The sequence below is a fragment of the Achromobacter xylosoxidans genome, assembly GCF_001457475.1.
Classification (GTDB): Bacteria; Pseudomonadota; Gammaproteobacteria; order Burkholderiales; family Burkholderiaceae_B; genus Achromobacter; species Achromobacter xylosoxidans.
In genome coordinates, this window is record NZ_LN831029.1 from 5,993,955 (window position 1) to 6,009,701 (window position 15,747).

General features: G+C 68.7%; 15 protein-coding genes. 3 read left to right on the plus strand and 12 right to left on the minus strand.

The features are described from left to right. Positions 1-68: 68 nt before the first annotated feature. The 9 genes from AT699_RS27000 to AT699_RS27040 all read right to left on the minus strand — a co-directional run bounded on the left by AT699_RS27000 (position 69) and on the right by AT699_RS27040 (position 11,659). Positions 69-968 carry a c-type cytochrome gene (locus AT699_RS27000; protein ID WP_024070463.1) on the minus strand — a complete coding sequence of 300 codons (900 nt, stop codon included), beginning with the start codon at positions 966-968 and terminating at the stop codon, positions 69-71. Then, a complete protein-coding gene (locus AT699_RS27005) occupies positions 961-2,313 on the minus strand; it encodes a c-type cytochrome (protein ID WP_024070464.1) in 1,353 nt (450 codons plus the stop codon). The genes AT699_RS27000 and AT699_RS27005 overlap by 8 nt, the downstream gene beginning before the upstream one ends. A 255-nt stretch (positions 2,314-2,568) precedes the next feature. Continuing rightward, the gene (locus tag AT699_RS27010; protein WP_024070465.1) at positions 2,569-3,267 is read right to left on the minus strand and encodes a glutathione S-transferase N-terminal domain-containing protein; all 699 of its coding nucleotides are present in this window, start codon (positions 3,265-3,267) and stop codon (positions 2,569-2,571) included. Positions 3,268-3,499: 232 nt separating this feature from the next. Continuing rightward, positions 3,500-5,173: an HAL/PAL/TAL family ammonia-lyase gene (locus AT699_RS27015; RefSeq protein WP_024070466.1), complete on the minus strand. Its 1,674-nt coding sequence runs from the start codon at positions 5,171-5,173 to the stop codon at positions 3,500-3,502. A gap of 71 nt (positions 5,174-5,244) precedes the next feature. Continuing rightward, the gene (locus AT699_RS27020; protein WP_232254261.1) at positions 5,245-6,393 is read right to left on the minus strand and encodes an MBL fold metallo-hydrolase; all 1,149 of its coding nucleotides are present in this window, start codon (positions 6,391-6,393) and stop codon (positions 5,245-5,247) included. Further along, positions 6,386-7,726 carry an MFS transporter gene (locus AT699_RS27025; RefSeq protein WP_006385805.1) on the minus strand — a complete coding sequence of 447 codons (1,341 nt, stop codon included), beginning with the start codon at positions 7,724-7,726 and terminating at the stop codon, positions 6,386-6,388. The genes AT699_RS27020 and AT699_RS27025 overlap by 8 nt, the downstream gene beginning before the upstream one ends. A gap of 50 nt (positions 7,727-7,776) precedes the next feature. Continuing rightward, positions 7,777-9,432 carry a urocanate hydratase gene (locus AT699_RS27030; protein WP_006385804.1) on the minus strand — a complete coding sequence of 552 codons (1,656 nt, stop codon included), beginning with the start codon at positions 9,430-9,432 and terminating at the stop codon, positions 7,777-7,779. 10 nt (positions 9,433-9,442) lie between these two features. After that, positions 9,443-10,546: a DUF917 domain-containing protein gene (locus AT699_RS27035; RefSeq protein ID WP_024070468.1), complete on the minus strand. Its 1,104-nt coding sequence runs from the start codon at positions 10,544-10,546 to the stop codon at positions 9,443-9,445. Between the two features lie 216 nt (positions 10,547-10,762). Further along, positions 10,763-11,659 (minus strand): LysR family transcriptional regulator, encoded by an 897-nt coding sequence (locus tag AT699_RS27040; protein ID WP_006385802.1) that lies wholly within the window; start codon positions 11,657-11,659, stop codon positions 10,763-10,765. 101 nt (positions 11,660-11,760) lie between these two features. Here AT699_RS27040 and AT699_RS27045 point away from each other — a divergent pair, with 101 nt between their 5' ends. Together AT699_RS27045 and AT699_RS27050 are read left to right on the plus strand one after the other, a co-directional pair. Continuing rightward, positions 11,761-13,116, plus strand: a complete 1,356-nt coding sequence (locus AT699_RS27045) for a dihydroorotase (protein WP_024070469.1) — start codon at positions 11,761-11,763, stop codon at positions 13,114-13,116. Between the two features lies 1 nt (position 13,117). Further along, the gene (locus tag AT699_RS27050; RefSeq protein ID WP_035182048.1) at positions 13,118-14,380 is read left to right on the plus strand and encodes a Zn-dependent hydrolase; all 1,263 of its coding nucleotides are present in this window, start codon (positions 13,118-13,120) and stop codon (positions 14,378-14,380) included. Here AT699_RS27050 and AT699_RS27055 read toward each other — a convergent pair. Beyond that, on the minus strand, positions 14,377-14,943 hold the full coding sequence (locus AT699_RS27055) for a hypothetical protein (protein WP_227740141.1): 567 nt from the start codon (positions 14,941-14,943) through the stop codon (positions 14,377-14,379). The two genes, AT699_RS27050 and AT699_RS27055, sit on opposite strands and share 4 nt — an antisense overlap. On the opposite strand from AT699_RS27055, the gene AT699_RS32040 reads away from it, so the two are divergent. After that, positions 14,942-15,109 carry a hypothetical protein gene (locus AT699_RS32040; RefSeq protein ID WP_006385798.1) on the plus strand — a complete coding sequence of 56 codons (168 nt, stop codon included), beginning with the start codon at positions 14,942-14,944 and terminating at the stop codon, positions 15,107-15,109. The genes AT699_RS27055 and AT699_RS32040 overlap by 2 nt on opposite strands. A 71-nt stretch (positions 15,110-15,180) precedes the next feature. Here AT699_RS32040 and AT699_RS27065 read toward each other — a convergent pair whose 3' ends face one another. Both AT699_RS27065 and ykgO read right to left on the minus strand, forming a co-directional pair. After that, the gene (locus AT699_RS27065) at positions 15,181-15,411 is read right to left on the minus strand and encodes a hypothetical protein (RefSeq protein ID WP_006385797.1); all 231 of its coding nucleotides are present in this window, start codon (positions 15,409-15,411) and stop codon (positions 15,181-15,183) included. Positions 15,412-15,539: 128 nt separating this feature from the next. Further along, entirely contained in the window at positions 15,540-15,680 is a 141-nt protein-coding gene (gene ykgO, locus AT699_RS27070) for a type B 50S ribosomal protein L36 (protein WP_006385796.1), read from the minus strand. Between the last annotated feature and the right edge of the window lie 67 nt (positions 15,681-15,747).

Sequence of the window (15,747 nt, forward strand, 5' to 3'; positions counted from 1 at the left end):
CGCGCCATCACCCCGCCCGGATCCGGGCCGCCCCGGACGGGACCGGCCCGCGCGTCCGGCTCGGTTGCTCAATAGCGCGCGTCCTTGGGCTTCTTGCCGTTCGGCCAGTCCTTGTCCTTGGGCGGGAAATCCGGCCGCGGCATGTGCGTGAAGTACTCGGCCACGTCCACCGCGTCCTGGTCCGACAGCACCTTGCCCTCGCCCCAGTTGCCATGGGTGTTCACGCCCATCGGCATGCTGTTGCGGATGAAGGCGGCTGCCTTGTAGGTGCGCGCCAGGCCGGCGCCGATATTGAATGATTCGTCGCCCCACAACGGCGGGAACACGATATTGCCGGCGCGGTCGCGCTTGCCTTCGCCGTTGGCGCCGTGGCAGGCGGCGCACTGCGCGGCATACAGGCCCTTGCCCCGCTCCGGGTTGGGAACCAGCTTGGTGTCGATGGGCCAGGCGTTCTTGATCTGCACCTGCGCCCCATGCGGCACATCCTGGGCCAGCCACTTCATGTAGGCCAGCATCGCCAGCATTTCGGGCGATTCCTTGTCCAGCGGCTTGCCGTTCATCGAGCGTTGGAAACAGCCGTTGATGCGGTCCGCCAGCGACACGACCCGGCCCGAGCGCGGATTGAACTGCGGGAACGAGTTGACCGAGTTGATGTACGGCGCGCCCAGCGGCTTCTTGCCCTGCTGCACATGGCAGCTGCTGCAATTGAGGCTGGCGCCCGTGTTGTTCGGCAACAGGCGGCGGGTTTCGTTGAGCAGGCGCTGGCCGTAGCGGATCTGTTCGGCGTTGGGTTCCTTGTCGATCGAGGTGTCGGACGGGATGGTGTAGTCGGGCAGCCGCTTGCCGTCCTTGTCGAGCACCGCGAAGGTCTTGGCCTCGCCGGCCGGCGCCGGCGGCGCCGCCAGCGCCGCCATGCCGCCCCCGGCCATCAGCGCCACCGTGGCGGCGATTTTGTACAGCTTATTCATGCTTGCCTCCCGACACGATGTTCGGCTTCTTGCTGGCCAGGAAACCACGGATGTGCGCGACCTCGTCGCTGGCGATCGGCGGCGCCTGGTTGGTCCAGGCCGTGCGGATGAAGTTGATGACGTCGGTGATGTCCTGGTCGCTCAGGTGGTTGAAGCGCGGCATGGCGAAAGCCATGGAATCGCGGTCGCTTTCGGGCATCTTGCCGCCTTCCAGCGTGATCTGGATGATGGACTGGGGGTTCTGCGCGAAGATCGCCGAGTTGCCCGCCAGCGCCGGGAAGATGCGCGGCATGCCCTGGCCGTCGGCGCGATGGCAGATGACGCAATGCTCCATGTAGATCACCGCGCCGCGCGAGTCGTAGCGGCCAGCCAGCAGGGACGCCGTGGTGTTGTCCGCCTTGGCGGGGAACACCGGCGCCTTGCCCGGCACCGGCGGCAGTTGCTTCAGGTAGGCCGCGATGCTGGCCAGGTCGTCATCGGTGAAGTGACGCGTGCTGTGCTCGACCACGTCGGCCATGGCGCCGAACACCGCGACCCTGTCGGTGCGGCCGGTCTTCAGGAACAGGGCGATGTCGTCCGCGCTCCAGGACGCCAGGCCGCGGGCTTCGCCGCGCAGGCTCTTGGCGCGCCAGCCGTCGATCACGGCGCCGGAAAGGAAGGCGTCGCCGTCCGCCATGGACAGCGCCTTTTCCTGGTAGGCCAGGCCGCGCGGCGTGTGGCAGGCGCCGCAATGGCCCGGACCTTCCACCAGGTACGCGCCGCGCCGGACCTGCTCGTCCGCGCCCGCCGGCGCGGCGAAGTCGCGCTTGCCGGCGAACACCAGCTGCCACCAGGCCATGGGCCAGCGCATGTTCAAGGGCCACGGAATGGTGGAGTCGGCGCTGGGCTTGTCCACGGGCTCGACCTGCGACATGAAATACGCGTAGAGCGCCTGGATGTCCGCGTCGGGCATGATGGCGTACGACGGATACGGCATGGCCGGGTAGAGCGTGGCGCCATCCTTGCGGATGCCGTATTGCACCGCGTTCTTGAAGTCGGCGTAGCTATAGGCGCCGATGCCGGTGCGCTTGTCGGGCGTGATGTTGGAGGAGTAGATGGTGCCCACCGGCGTCTGCATCGCCAGGCCGCCCGAGAACGGCTTGTCGCCCGGCGCGCTATGACAGGCGATACAGTCGGCGGTGCGCGCGATGTAGGCGCCGGCTTCGGCCAGCCGGCGGTCCTGCGGATCGACGACCGCCGTGCTGTCCGTCTTGCGGACGGCGGTCAACAGGTGGGCGCCGCCGATACCGCCGCCCAGGCCCGCCAGCGCCAATAGCGCCACCGCCTTGATCCCGAAGTGCTTCATTCCATCCCTCCGTTGCTGCCGGCCAGCGCGCACGTCGGGGTGTTCGTACTGCGTGGTCCAGCTTATGGAGGCAGCTTACGCTTTTTGGTAATAAGCATATGACCGAAAAGAATGAAAGTATCGGCATTGTTTGATGCGGCGCAAACCGGCCCGATCCCTCAGACTAATTAACAGGGGAACGATCTCCTGAATGCGCGGATCGGGCCGCTCCGGCGGGCCGCGATGAGCCGCCGGACCGGCGCCAATTGGGGGCCGTCAGGCCGGGATCGTCAGGCCCTTCACCACGGCCGGACGCGCCACGAAGGCTTCCAGCACGCGGGCCACGTTCCTGAACTGCGGAAAGTCAACCAGGTCGCCCGCGCCGTAGAAGCCGATAAGGTTGCGCACCCACGGCAGGATGGCGATATCGGCAATGGTGTATTGCTCGCCCATGACCCAGTCGCGCCCATCCAGGCGCTTGTCCAGCACGCCCAGCAGGCGCTTGGATTCAGCCACGTAGCGGTCGCGCGGGCGCTTGTCCTCGTAGTCCTTGCCGGCGAACTTGTGGAAAAAGCCCAGCTGGCCGAACATCGGGCCGATGCCGCCCATCTGGAACATCACCCACTGCAGCGTTTCGAAGCGGCCGGCGGTGTCGGCGGGGATGAGCTGGCCGGTCTTGCTGGCCAGGTAGACCAGGATGGCGCCGGACTCGAACAGCGCCAGCGGCTTGCCGTCCGGGCCATTGGGATCGAGGATCGCGGGGATCTTGTTGTTCGGGCTGAGCGACAGGAACTCCGGGGTGAACTGGTCCTGCGAATCGAAACTGACCCGGTGCGGCTCATAGGGCAGGCCCAGCTCTTCCAGCAGGATCGACACCTTGACGCCGTTGGGCGTGGGCAGCGAATACAGCTGGATGCGGTCGGGATGCCGGGCGGGCCATTTCCGGGTGATGGCGAACGAGGCTAGGGAGGACATGCGGGGGGCTCCTGGAGATCCGGTGGCGGTAAGGGATGACGATTGTGACAGGCGCGGCGCCTGACTGGCACCCCGCGCGCGTCGGGCAAATGTAGCGCAAATCGCCCGCCGCAAAGCGCCTCCAGGCCACCGCGCGGGCGGTGGCGGCGCAACGCACTGTTCCACGGGAAAAACCGCACGCACGCCCGGGGGCATTTCCGCCGGGCGCGAGCCGATTTCGGCTGGCCGCCGCTCAGCGCGCCGTATCGGCGCGCGCCCAGGCCGATTGGCCGCCACGCGCCTGGCGCAGAAAGGCCGTGGCGGTGATGACATCGGTATCGTTGCGCCGGTCTTCGGCCATGTAAGGCACCTGCTTGCGGAAATCCCGCCACAGGCTGGCGGTGCCCTGGCCCAGCGCGGCGGCCGGCCCCTGTGGATAGCGCAGGTCGACCGCCTGGGCGCCGTGCATCAGTTCAACCGCCAGCAGCCGCGTCAGCGCGACGATCTGGCCCCTCACACGCAGCCCGGTCAGCGACGCGTTGGTGCCGACGTCCTCGATGTTGCCGGCCTGCGGCTGCACATCGGTCACGACCGGTCCGGCCAGGGCGCGCACGTCCGCCGCCAGCGAGGACACCGTCTTCTGGATCGGGCCATAGCCGATGGCGCCATTGCCCGGGCTGAGAAAGCGCGGCAGCCGCGTGAAGCCCGGGTCCGTCAGGCGCAGCGTGCGTTGCGCCGACAACTGCGCCACCTGCGACAGGGCGACGGCGGTGCCTTGCAGCGGCAGCACCCAGGCGCTGGGGTCGAAACCCGCGCTGGGCATCACCGCCCCGCGCACCGGTCCGTCGGTCACGTAGTACTGCGTTTCGTAGTCCGATGCGTCGGCCGCTGGCGCGGCGTCCAGCACCACGGTGGGATTGTCATCCGAACTGTTGATCTGCAATTGCAATTGGCGATCCAGCAACGCCAAAAGGTCGCGCGCCGCGCCATGCACCTGGCTCACGGTGCGAAAGCTCAGCGGATCCTGCAGCGGCCGCTGCGCATCGCGCCGCCACAGCGCGCTGCCACGCAGCAGGCCCAGCATGCGTTCGGCGGTCTGGCGCTGGCCGGCGTAGGGCCGCTGCGCCTGGGCCGGCGGCAACAACGGCGCCAGGTTGCCGTCCAGGCCTTCCAGCGACAAGGCCGCCACGGCATCGGCCTGCGCCAGCAGCGCGCGCGCATCGTGCGCGGCCAGCACCGCCAGCGCGGCGCCGTAGGCGTTGGAGCTGACCATCGCCAGCGCGTCCTTGCCGAACGGGCGCACCGGCGCCAGGCCGGCCTCGCGCAAGGCCTGCGCGGCACTCATGCGCTGGTCGCCATGCCAGGCTTCGCCCTCGCCCATCATCACCAGCCCGATCTGCGGCAGGATGGTGATGTCGGCCTGGCCGACCGAGCCCTCGCCCAGCATCACCGGCGTCACGTCGCGGTTCAGGAACGCGGCGTATTGCTCCAGCACGGCCGGCTGCATGCCCGAACCGCCGAACAGCGCGGTGTTCAGGCGGATCAGCATGGCGGCGCGGGTCACGTCGCGCGGCGCCTCGGCGCCGTAGGCCGCGCTGTGCGAATGCAGCAGGTTACGGTTGAACTGTTCGGACAGGCGCCGCACCTCGGGCGAGATCTCGCCGCCCTGGAAGATGGTCTGGTCCTTGTTCAGGCCAACGCCCCGGTTCAGGCCATAGACCGGCTTGTCCAGGCGCGCGTAGGCCAGCAGCAGGTCGTAGGCACGCGCCGCGCGCTGGGCAGCGGCCGGCGCGATGGCGACGGCGCAATCCTGCCGCGCCACCGCCAGCACCTGCGCCGCGGTCAGCGATTTGCCGTCCAGCGTCACGCTGCAATCGGCTGCCGCCTGCGCGGCCGTGGCCAACATCAGCGACGCCAGCAGCGCCATCCGGCCGCACGCGCGCGCCGCGCGTCGGTGGGTATCAACACACAAAGACTTCATCTCGCCTCCGACGATGCTTACGGTTGCTTCACGGGAATACGCATCAAATCCTGGCCCAGCACCACCGGCCCCTTGAAGGTCTCGCGGGCATGCAGCCAATGCTCGGCCGGCGCGTCGCCTGGCACCAGGTGCGACAGCACCAGCTTGCGCACACCGGCCCGCGTGGCCGCCTCGCCCGCCTGCTGCGGCGTGGTGTGCGCCTCCAGCAGCTGCCGCGCCAGCGCCTGCTGGCGCGCATCCCATGGCTTGGGGCCGACGATGTGGTCGACCCAGGCGGGATCGATCGCCTCGTGCACCAGGATGTCGGCGCCGCGCGCCAGCTTGACCAGGTTGGGACTGAGCGCGGTGTCGCCGGAGAACACCACCGATCCCGACGCGGTGTCGAAGCGGTAGGCGAAGTTGGGATACACCAGCCCGTGCGGCACCAGGATGGCGCTGACCGTCACGCGCTCGTCGCGCCAGACCTCGAAGGGCTCCATCGGCGGCGCGGGATCGACGTTCGGGTCTTTCACCACCCCGGCCGGCACGACGATGTCGTGGGCCTGGAAGAAACCGCGCACATCGGGCACGCCCTCGCTGCGCACGCGGATGTTCAGGTCGGCGGCCATGCCCGCCACCACCGAGTCCACCAGGTCCACGGTGCCCGCGCCCGGGTTCTCGGCATGGATCACCGGATCGCCCGCCAGGCCCGGCGCCAGCGGCGGCAAAGCGCCGCGGCGGCCCGGCCCGTAGATCTGCAACGACGCCTTGGCGCGGCGGCGCGCGCTGGGGTCGTACATCAGCAGGCTGGCCAGGTCGATGATGTGATCGGTGTGCAGGTGCGTGAGAAACACGGCCTGCTCGGCGCCGGGCTTGATGCCGGCACGGCGCAATTGCCGGTAGGCGCCCGAGCCCAGGTCGACCAGGTAGGCCTTGCCGTCCACCACCAGCGCCGACGAGATGCCGTGGGGCGCGTCGTTGCCGTACCAGGTCGGGCCGCCGGCCACGCCCAGCAGCACCAGTTCGGCGCCATCCGCCGCCTGCGCGGCGGGCGCGGCCAGCATCGCCGCCACGCCGAGCGCAGCGGCGGCGCGGCCGAACCAGCGGCGCAGGCCGCCGGCGGCCAACCGGCGCGCCCGCAAGCTTGCTGGCGCCACATCCGCGAACCGCATGTGGGCCTCAGACATGATTCTTCTGCGGCAGCACGGTCAACGCCACCAACGCCACCACGCAGGCGCCCATCACGTACAGCGCCGGCGCGAAGGCCACGCCGGTGGTGTAGGTGATCCAGGTCAGGATGGCCGGCGCGAAGCCGCCCAGCACCGTCACCGCGGTGTTGTAGGCCAGGGACATGCCGGACGAGCGCACCGCCGTCGGGAACACTTCCGACAGCGCCGACGGCGCGGTGCCGACGTACAGCGCCACCAGCAGGCAGAACGACGACTGCACCACGATCAGCGCGAACTGGGTGTGGTTGGCCTGCAGCCACATCATCAGCGGATACACCGCGATCAGCAGCAACAGCGCCGAGGCCCGCAACACGGTGCGACGGCCATAGCGGTCGGACAGGGTGCCCGAGAAGAAGCAGCCGCCGATCAGGAACAGGTTGCCGATCAGCGCGCCCAGGAAGGCCTGCGAGCTGGTGAAACCCATGCTCTTTTGCACGTAGATCGGCATGAAGATGATCAGCGCGTACGGGCCGATGGCCCACAGCACCGACATGCACAGGCCGGTGAACAGCTCGCGCGGATAGTCGCGCAGCACGCTCAAGAGCGGCGCCTTGACGGGCTTGCCGCTGGCGGCCTGGCGCTGCTGCTCTTCGCGGAAATGCGGCGTCTCGTCCAGCGTGCGGCGCATCCACAGGCCCACCGGCGCGATCGACAGACCGACGATGAACGGAATGCGCCAGCCCCACTCGCCCACCTGGTCTTCGGTCAGCAGCGTGGTCACCAGCGTGGCGACCAGCGCGCCAAGCAGGTTGGAGATGCCCATGCTGGCCTGCAGCCACGACGCATACTGGCCGCGCTTGCCGGCCGGCGCATGCTCGACCAGGAAGGCGGTGGCGCCGCCCACTTCGCCGCCGGCCGAGAACCCCTGCAGCATGCGGCCGCACACGATCAGCAGCGGCGCGCCCACGCCAATGGCGGCGTACGGCGGCGCGATGGCGATCAGCAGCGTGCCCAGCGCCATCAGCATGATGGTCAGCGTCAGCGCGGCCTTGCGGCCGGCGCGGTCGCCGTACGCCCCCAGCATCAGCGCGCCCAGGGGCCGCACCACGAAGCCCAGCCCGAAGGCCAGGAACGAGGCCATCAGCTGCACCGTCGGATCTTCGTTGTGGAAGAAGTTCTGCCCGATGTACACCGCGAACAGCGCGTAGACCGAAAAGTCGTACCACTCCAGGGCGTTGCCGATGGAAGCGGCGATGACCGCCTTCTTGGCGCCCTTGTGCTCGTCGGCGCCCGCGTGGGCGGCATTGCCCCCCACCATCCCCGCGCCCGGGTTGATTGCGATGTTTTTCATTGACGTTCCCGTTGATTCGCCCCGTATCCGGGGCTGTTATGTATTGCCTTTCAAACCTGCGTCGCCGTCGTGTCGATACGGTCGATACCCTTCCTGCCCACTTCGTCCAGCGCCTCTTCGTAGCCGGCGTCGGCATAGCGCAGCACGCCGCTGGCGGTGTCGTTGGTCAGCGACAGCGACAGGCGCTGCGCCGCCGCGTCGGTGCCATCGGCCACCACCGTCACGCCGGCGCTGGTCATATAGCCGCTGTAGCCGCCGCCGCCCGAGTGGATCGCCACCAGGTCGGCGCTGGACGAACAGTTGATCATCGCGTTCAGCAGCGGCCAGTCGGCGATGGCGTCGGAGCCGTCGCGCATGTTCTCGGTCATGATGTTCGGATGCGCCATGGCGCCGGCGTCCAGGTGGTCGCGGGTGAAGGCCACCGGCGCGGCCAGGATGCCTGCTCGCACCATGCGGTTCACCTCCAGCGCCAGCTCGGTGCGCTCGCCATGGCCAAGCCAGGCGATGCGCGCGGGCAGGCCCTCGAACGGCACCGATTCGCGCGCCAGCCGGATCCAGTTGGACACGATCAGGTTGTCGGGGAAGCGCCGCAGCAGGAAATCGTCGATCTTGCGGATGTCATCGGGGTCGTTGGACAGCGCGATCCAGCGGAACGGGCCGATGGCGCGCGCGAACAACGGGCGCAGGAAGGCCTCGGTGAACACCGGGATCTCGAAGGCGCGCTCGACGCCGCCCTGCTTCGCATGGGTGCGGATCAAGTTGCCGTTGTCGAACACCACCGCGCCGCGGTCCTTGAAACCCAGCATCGCGGTGACGTGGCGCACGATCGAGCGGCGGCTGGCGTCCATCAGGCCGGCCATGTCGTCGCGGCGCATGCGCGCCACCTGCTCCAGCGTGTGGCCGGCCGGCACGTAGCCGTAGACCAGGTCATGCGCCGAGGTCTGGTCGGTGACGATGTCGGGTACGATGCCGCGCGCCAGGATCTCGGGATACACGTCGGCGGCATTGCCGAGCAGGCCCACCGACAGCGGGCGGCGCGCCGCCTGCGCGTCGCGGATCAGCGCCAGCGCCTCGTCCAGCGTGTCGGCGCGGCATTCCAGGAAGCCGGCCTTGATGCGTTTCTCGATGCGTTCCGGATCGATCTCGACCGTCAGGATGGCGGCGTTGGCCATGCGGCCCGCCAGCGGCTGGGCGCCGCCCATGCCGCCCATGCCCGCCGTCAGGATGAAACGGCCGCGCAGGTCGTTGTCGAAATGGCGCTCGGCGATGCGCGAGAAGATCTCGTAGGTGCCCTGGATCACGCCCTGCGAGCCGATGTACTGCCAGTCGCCGGCGGTCAGGCCGCCCCAGCAGATCAGGTTGTCGTCCTGCATGCGGTAGAAGTTCTCGGCATGCGCCCACTGCCCCACCATATTGCAGTTGGCCATGATCACGATCGGCGCCTGCGGATGGGTGCGCAGCACGCCGATGGGCTTGCCGGACTGCACGATCAGGGTCTGGTCTTCTTCCAGCGTCGTCAGCGCGCGCACAATGGCGTCGTGCGACGGCCAGTCGCGCGCGGCGCGGCCCAGCGCCGCGTACACCACCAGGTTGGCGGGATCCTCGCCCACCGCCAGCACGTTCTCCAACAGGCGCAGCAGCGCTTCCTGGCGCCAGCCCTTGCACCGCAGCGTGGCGCCGCCCGGCACCTTGAATTCACGTTTCATCGCTGCCCCCTCAACGATCCGAACCGCGACCCAGCGCGTAGCCGGTGAAATCCATGCCCAGCGCCTTCTCGACGATGGGGTAGACCGACGCGTCCGTGACGCTGGAGGACAGCGGGATGTGCTGCTTGGACACGTGCAGGATCGACACCTGCAGGCTCTCGCGCAGCTTGCCGGCGCTGACCGGATTGCCGTCGCCGTCCAGCGTGGTGATCACGTCCGGATAGCAGGCAATGCGCTCGCCCTGCGCGTCGGTCACGGCCATGTGCTCGTTCATGACGTGGATGACGCGCTTGCCCGCGCCCTCGCCGATTTCGACGGTGCCGATGTCGAAGGCTTCCTCGGTGTACTTGAGCGTGTTGCGCGCCACCTTGCCGGAGCCGATGATCTCGCCCTGCGTGGCCTTGCAGATGGCGTCGATCACGGCGCTGCCGCCCTTGGGCTGTGCCGCCAGGATCGCCTCGCCCAGCGCCAGCGCGCGGCTGATGCCGCCCAGCGCGGCGTGGCGCCGCACGTAGGACGCCCGGATCGGATTGCGGCAGCTGGCGATGAAGCCGCCGGCCATGTCGGCTGCGCGGCGCAGCACCGGCGAGACCTTGCCGGTGGCGCCGTGCACCGTCAATTCCATATAGGCGTTGTTGGCGCGGTTGCCTCCCACGGCGCACTGGATCATCGGCTCGGGGCTGCCGGCCAGGCCCAGCGAGCCCATATCGCCGGTGGGATGGGCACGGATATCGCCCACCGCGTCCACCACCTTGGTGCCCAGCACCGCCGACGGCAGCCAGCCGTTGAGCGTGCTGGACATGCCGTTCTGGCCGATGATGAGGCCATACAGGCGTTCGCCCAGCGCGTCCTGCAAGCGCTCGGCCGCCTTGACGTAGTCGATGCCCAGCATCTGCCAGTCGGTCAGGCCGCCCGGCGCGCCGATGGCGGCGGCGGTGGCGATCCAGGCGTCATCGGGCACTTCGTCCATCGACACCAACTCGGGCCGGCCGATGGTCACGGCCAGCGATCCCAGTTCGCGGCCATGCTCGGCCCAGCCGCCCCCGCCACAGGCAAACACCGAACCGCCCCTGACCGCGGCTTCGACATCCTGCATCGTCAAGATTCTTCCCATTGCTGCGCCCTTCCTTTCCCGATTGCGTTTAGCGGCTCCAGCGGCGTTTTGCGCTGGATGGACGAGGGCATCATAGGAACCAATCCTGTTAATGTCGTATTACCTTTTATGCCTTGTTCATAACATTGGGTTAATAGCGGGGCGCGCCCCGAGGGAGCGGCCGGCCGGGCGCAAACGGCACCTAGGGATATCCCCAGGCGCCCGCCGGCGCAAAGCTCAGAGGGAAACGGGCTGGTCGAGCGCCAGCAGCACGTCGATGAAGGCCTGCGCCAAGCGCGACAACGGCTGCAATTGCAGGTGGAACACATTGACCGGCGCGCTGACGGTATCGGCGATCGGCACGGTCACCACCTGCGACCAGATCGGGCCGGCCACGGTGATCTCGTCCACCAGCGCCACCCCGGCGCCGGCCTGCACCAGGGCGCAGGCCACGTGCGCCTGCTGCACCTCGATGCGCGGCTCGGGCTGCGCGTCCTCGGCGCCGAACAGCTTGTGCACCAGCATGCCGAAGGGAATGTCGGCGCTATAGCCGATCAACGGCTCGCGCGCCAGTTCGGCGGCGGTCACCTGGCGGCGCGCGGCCAGCGGATGGCCGGCCGGCAGCACCGCCACGATGCGGTTCTCGTACAGCGGCCGGGTCGCCAGGCTGGGATGATTCACCGGCATGTAGGCCACGCCCAGCTCCACCTGCTGGGTCAGCAGCGACTGCTCCATCACCGCCGGGATCAGCGTCTGCAACACGATGCGGATTTCCGGATGCAGTTGGCGAAAGCGGGCGATGGCGCGCGGCAGCAGCGACTGGCCCAGGCTCGGGCTACAGGACAGGCGCAACTGGCCCTCGCGGTTCTCGGCCAGGTTGTCGGCCACCTCGTTGACGCGCTGCACGTTCTGGTAGAGCGCGGTCACTTCGACGAACAGCCGCCGCGCCTCGGGCGTGGGGTACAGCCGCCCCTTGATGCGCTCGAACAGCATCAGGCCCAGGCGCTGCTCGGTGTAGGCGATGAGCCGGCTGACGGCCGGTTGCGACACGAACAGCAACTTGGAAGCGCCACTGATCGAGCCGCTCAACATGATGGCGCGGAAGACCTCAATCTGGCGCAGATTCAATTTCATATGCTTAACCTGATGTTAATTCCCATGCACATATAAGCATAAGACGTTTTGAATCGCGCTTACTACACTGCCCTTCAGTTCTTCATTGGATGGAAGGGGTCATGAGCGATTTCGATTGGGTGGTGCGCGGCAATATCGTCGATCCGCACGGCATCGTGGAAAACGGCTGGCTGGCCGTGCGGGACGGCAGGATCGCCGCGCGCGGCGCCGGCGCGCCCCCCGCGGCGCGCGACAGCGTCGACGCCAGCGGGCAGTGGATCATCCCCGGCGTGGTCGACGGCCAGGTGCACTCCGGCAGCCAGGCCAACCAGGAAGGGCTGGGCTGGGCCTCGCGCGCCGCCGCCGCCGGCGGCGTCACGGTCATGGTCGACATGCCCTACGACGATCCCGAACCGGTCGCCTCGCGCCCGCACCTGGACGCCAAGATCGCCGAGGTCGAGCGCGACTGCCACGTCGACGTGGCGCTGTTCGGCACCCTGAACAAGGAACACGGCCTGGCGGCCGCCGCCGGCCTGATCGAAGGCGGCGTCTGTGCCTTCAAGTTCTCGACCTTCGAAGCCACCCCCGGCCGCTTCCCGCGTATCGAGGAAGACGACCTGTACGAGGCTTTCCGCCTGATCGCGCCGTCCGGCCTGGTGTGCGGCGTGCACAACCAGATGCAGGAGATGACGCGCAAGAACATCGCCCGCCTGATCGAGGCCGACGACACCGGCTGGGACGCCTTCATGCGCGCCCATACGCCCCTGATCGAGAACCTGGCCACCGCGCTGATCTACGAGATCGGCGCCGAAACCGGCGCCCGCGCCCACGCGGTGCACGTGTCGACCTCGCGCGGCTTCGAGATCTGCAACATGTACCGCCGCAACGGCCACCGCGCCAGCATCGAGACCTGCGTGCAGTACCTGATGCTGAACCACGAGGAACACACGCGCCGCTTCGGCGCCAAGACCAAGCATTACCCGCCGATCCGCCCCAAGGCCGAGGTCGACCTGCTGTGGACCCACATCGCCAACGACGAATGCACCTTCGTGTCATCGGATCACGTCAGCTGGGGCCTGGAGCGCAAACAGAACCCCAACGTCTTCAAGAACTCGTCCGGCGGCCCGGGCCTGGAAACGCTGCTGCCGGCCTTCTGGACCGGTTGCGAGGAACACGGCATCTCGCCGTCGATGGTGGTGCGCCAGCTGTGCGACAACCCCGCGCGCCACTTCCTGCTGGACGACCGCAAAGGCACGCTGGACGTCGGCAAGGACGCCGACATCGTCATCCTGACGCCGGAGCGCCATGCCTACGATCCGTCCACCAGCCTGTCGGCGGTGCAATGGAGTTCGTTCGAGGGCCGCGAGTTCACCGTGCGCGTGGCCGGCACCTGGTGCCGCGGCCAGCAGGTCTACGACGGCCGCCGCATCGTCAACAACCAGGGCGACGGCCGCTTCCTGCGTCCGCGCAAGGCGTGAAATGGCTATGTCCTTGCCCCCATTGAACGCCGAGCGCCTCTGGCAGCGTGTCGAGACCCTGTCACGCTACACCCTGCCCGACCAGCCCTGGACCCGGCGCGCCTTTTCGCCGCTGTTCCTCGAGGCACGCGACTGGCTGCGCGGTGAATTCGAGGCCGCGGGTTTGACCACCCGCCTGGACGCCGGCGGCAACCTCATCGGCGCCCGCGCCGGCCGCAACGCGCAACGCCAGCCCATCGCCACCGGCTCGCACTGCGACACCGTCATGAGCGGCGGCCGCTTCGACGGCATCATCGGCGTGCTGGCCGGCATCGAGGTCGCCCACACCATGCGGGAACACGGCATCGAACTGGAGCATCCCTTCGAGGTCATCGACTTCCTGTCGGAAGAACCCAGCGACTACGGCATCTCGTGCGTCGGCAGCCGCGCCCTGAGCGGCCAGTTGAGCGCCGACATGCTGGCCGCGCGCAACGCCGACGGCGAGACGCTGGCGCAGGGCATCGCCCGCATCGGCGGCGATCCGACCGCGCTGACCCAGCCCCTGCGCGGCCCGGACGGCACCGCCGCCTTCGTCGAACTGCACATCGAGCAAGGCCCGGTGCTGGAAAGCCGCCAACTGCCCATCGGCGTGGTCACCAACATCGTCGGCATCCGCCGCGTGCTGATCACGGTCGAAGGCCAGCCCGATCACGCCGGCACCACGCCCATGGACATCCGCCGCGACGCCCTGGTGGGCGCGGCCCGCATCATCGACGCCGCCAGCCGCCAGGCCAGCGCCGCCAGCGGCAACCCGCACTACGTGGTCGCCACCGTCGGCAAGCTCGCCATGACGCCCAACGCCGCCAACGCCGTGCCCGGCCGCGTCGAACTGACGCTGGAAATGCGCAGCGACAGCAACGCCGTGCTGGACGCTTTCCCCGAAACGCTGATGGCTGGCGTGGCCGCCGACCTGAAGGCGCTGCGCTTGACCGCCGGCTTCGTGCAACTGAGCCGGGCCCAGCCCACCGACTGCACGCCGCTGGTGATGGACGCGGTGCAGGCCGCCGCCGACCAGCTCGGCTACGCCAGCATGCGCCTGCCCAGCGGCGCCGGCCACGACGCCGTCTACATGGCGCCCACCGGCCCCATCGGCATGATCTTCATCCCCTGCCTGAACGGGCGCAGCCACTGCCCCGAGGAGTGGATCGAGCCGGCGCAGCTGCTGGACGGCACCCGCGTGCTGTACCAGACCGTGCTGGAACTGGATCGCAGGCTGCGCGGCTAGCGCCGCGATCCGGCCGTCCGGCGCAGGACGCCGCGCACAACCGCGGCGGCCAGCGCCAGCGGCAGCGCGATATCCCACTGGTCCAGGAACAACTCGAAGGTCGCCTCCCCGCGCGCCCAGGTGTTGCCAAACACCTGGGGGTCGGGCGGCCCAAGATAGATGGCAAGCAGCGCCGCCACGGCGACGAGCGCGGCGCGCCCCGGCGCCGACAACCTGGCCCGCCACAACCGCTCGGCCAGCGCCAGGACCGCCGTCGCAACCAGCCCGGCGAATATCGCATCCAGGAAGAAATCGGCGCGCTCGTACATATAGGGCGCCTGGGGAATTTCCAGCCCATAGCTGCCCGTGCGCAGCTTGGCGGTCAGGCAGGCGCCGAACAACGACGCCGTGGCGAAGAACAACAGGAAATCGCGCAGGCGCGACAGCAATCTGGGCATGGGAAAGGTCGGGAAACGGCGGGCAGCCCGCAGCATGCCACAAAGCTGCATCGCGCCGGGCGTAAACTGGCAACAGCACCATACGCTGCACGCGGCCGCCGAGGGGCAGCCGCCGGAGATGACCATGCATGCCACCACCACACGCGCACTTGCCTTGCTGGCCGCCCTGCTGATCCTGGGCGGCTGTTCCTCGCTGGGTCCCGGCGGCCCGCCGCACCCGGGCGCCGCCAATCCCTACAGCAGCGGCGGCTTCCATGATGCCGGCCCCAACTATCCGGACACCGGTCCCTGAAACAGGCCGGATCGCCTCGCACGCGCCATCCGCCGGCCCGCGCGGGGTACTGTTGACTGTCGATGCCCGCGCTAGGCGCTCCGGGCCGCGTCCAACGCGGCCCGCGGCTCATTGGCCAGCCGGAACCAGCGCTGCACCCGCTGCCAGTGCGCATCGCCATAGAGCCGGCGAAACCGCAGGTTGTCGTCGGATTGCGGATCCGCCATCGCCGCCAGGCGCTGCGCGATGAATTCCGGAGTCAGTGAAAGGCCGCAGTCGATCGTGATGCAACGGTGCCACTGCGCATAGGTTTCGGGGATCATTCCAGCTTTCCTCAGATCAACAGCCAGGCCGTCACCACCGAGGTCGCGGCCTGGCGGGCCGCCAGGGTCCAGGCGTGGCGGGCGCCGACCACCGCCACTTCCAGGACTTTCGCTTGCACCATGCGCGGCTACTTGTGCTTGGCCCCGCCCTGGCGCGCCTTGAAGCGCGGATTGGATTTGCAGATCACGTAGATGCGCCCGCGGCGCTTGACCACCTGGCAGTCGCGATGGCGGGTCTTGGCGTCTTTGAGAGAGGAAAGGACTTTCATGCGGAAGGCTCCGGCAAGGGGATGGAAAGAGGGGCGATGGCCATCGAGGGCCGCCGGCGATATTGAA